Source organism: Streptomyces sp. SPB074 (genome assembly GCF_000154905.1).
GTDB lineage: Bacteria > Actinomycetota > Actinomycetes > Streptomycetales > Streptomycetaceae > Streptomyces.
In genome coordinates, this window is the sequence record NZ_GG770539.1 from 3127469 (window position 1) to 3128700 (window position 1232).

A 1232-nucleotide genomic window follows, 5' to 3' on the forward strand; every position below is an offset into this window, starting at 1 on the left:
GTACGAGGCCGCGATCACCGGGCGCACCGCGCCCGCCCGGGCCAGGTCCATGAGCAGCGCGAAGTGCGTGCGCGTGTGCATCGCGGAGCCGATGACCCGCGCGTTGTGCAGGTAGAGGCGGCGTACGTCGAGCCTCACGGCCCAGCCCGCGAGGGCACCGGCGACGACCCAGCACCCGCCCTCGCGCAGCAGCGGCAACCCGTCGCCGAGGAGCGCGCCCGCGACCACGTCGAGCACCACGTCGAAGCCCTCCGGGGCCGCCTCGCGCAGCAGCGCGGGCACGTCCCCGGCCCGGTCCACGACGGCATCCGCCCCCGCCTCCCGTACCGCCGCGAGCTTCGTGCCGCTGCTCAGCGCGACCACCCGCGCGCCCCGTGCCCGCGCGAGCTGCACCGCCGCGAGGCCGACGCCGCCCGAGGCGCCCGTGACGAGGACCGTGCCGCCCCCGGCGAGCCCGGCGCGCTCGATCATGCCGAGGGCCGTGCCGTAGGCGGTCGGCAGGCTCGCGAGCTGGGCGTCGTCCAGCGGTGAGTCCGTCACGTCGTGGACCTGGCCGGCCGGGGCCGTCACGTACTCGGCGTAGCCGCCGTCGCGTTCGCTGCCCATGAGGCCCACGGGGTGGGCGTCGGGCCCGTCCCCGTCGTAGAGCGCGGGGTCCACGACCACGCGGCGCCCGAGGAGCGCCGCGTCCACACCCGCGCCGACCGCGGCGACGCGGCCCGCGACGTCGGCGCCCTGCACGCGCGGGAAGTCGAGCGGCCCGCGCCACCCCGAGAGCGCCTCGGGATCGCCGGGCGTGCCGTAGGCGCCCTCCCGCGTCCACAGGTCCGTGTTGTTGAGCGCCACCGCACGCACCGCCACGAGCACCTCGCCCGCGCCCGGCACGGGAACGGGCACCTCGTCCAGCCGCATGACCTCGGGGCCGCCGTGCCCGGTGATCCGTACCGCGCGCATGGTCCTCGCCGCAGCCATCGCGCCGCCCACCTCCTGGATATACTGTTCTGTGTACTCGTCGTACGGTACACCGATCAGTGGAGGAGCGCGCGTGACCGAGAACCCAGCGTCCCCGGGGGCCCCGGCCGGGCCCCCGGCCCCCGAGGCACCGCGGCGGCCGCTCTCCCCCGCCGGGCGCCGCGTCGTCGCCGCGGCGGAGGAGTTGTTCTACGCGTCCGGCATCACGGCCGTGGGCGTGGACCTGATCGCCGAGCGCTCCGGCGTCACGAAGCGGACGC

2 protein-coding genes are annotated in these 1232 nt (G+C 77.1%); one reads left to right on the forward strand and one right to left on the reverse strand.

Features of this window, described 5'->3' with window-relative positions:
• Positions 1-972: zinc-binding dehydrogenase (locus SSBG_RS12800; protein WP_037869632.1), on the reverse strand; the 972-nt coding region annotated here is incomplete at its 3' end.
• A gap of 73 nt (positions 973-1045) precedes the next feature.
• On the opposite strand from SSBG_RS12800, the gene SSBG_RS12805 reads away from it, so the two are divergent.
• The coding region (locus SSBG_RS12805) for a TetR family transcriptional regulator (protein ID WP_037869633.1) at positions 1046-1232 on the forward strand (187 nt) is incomplete at its 3' end.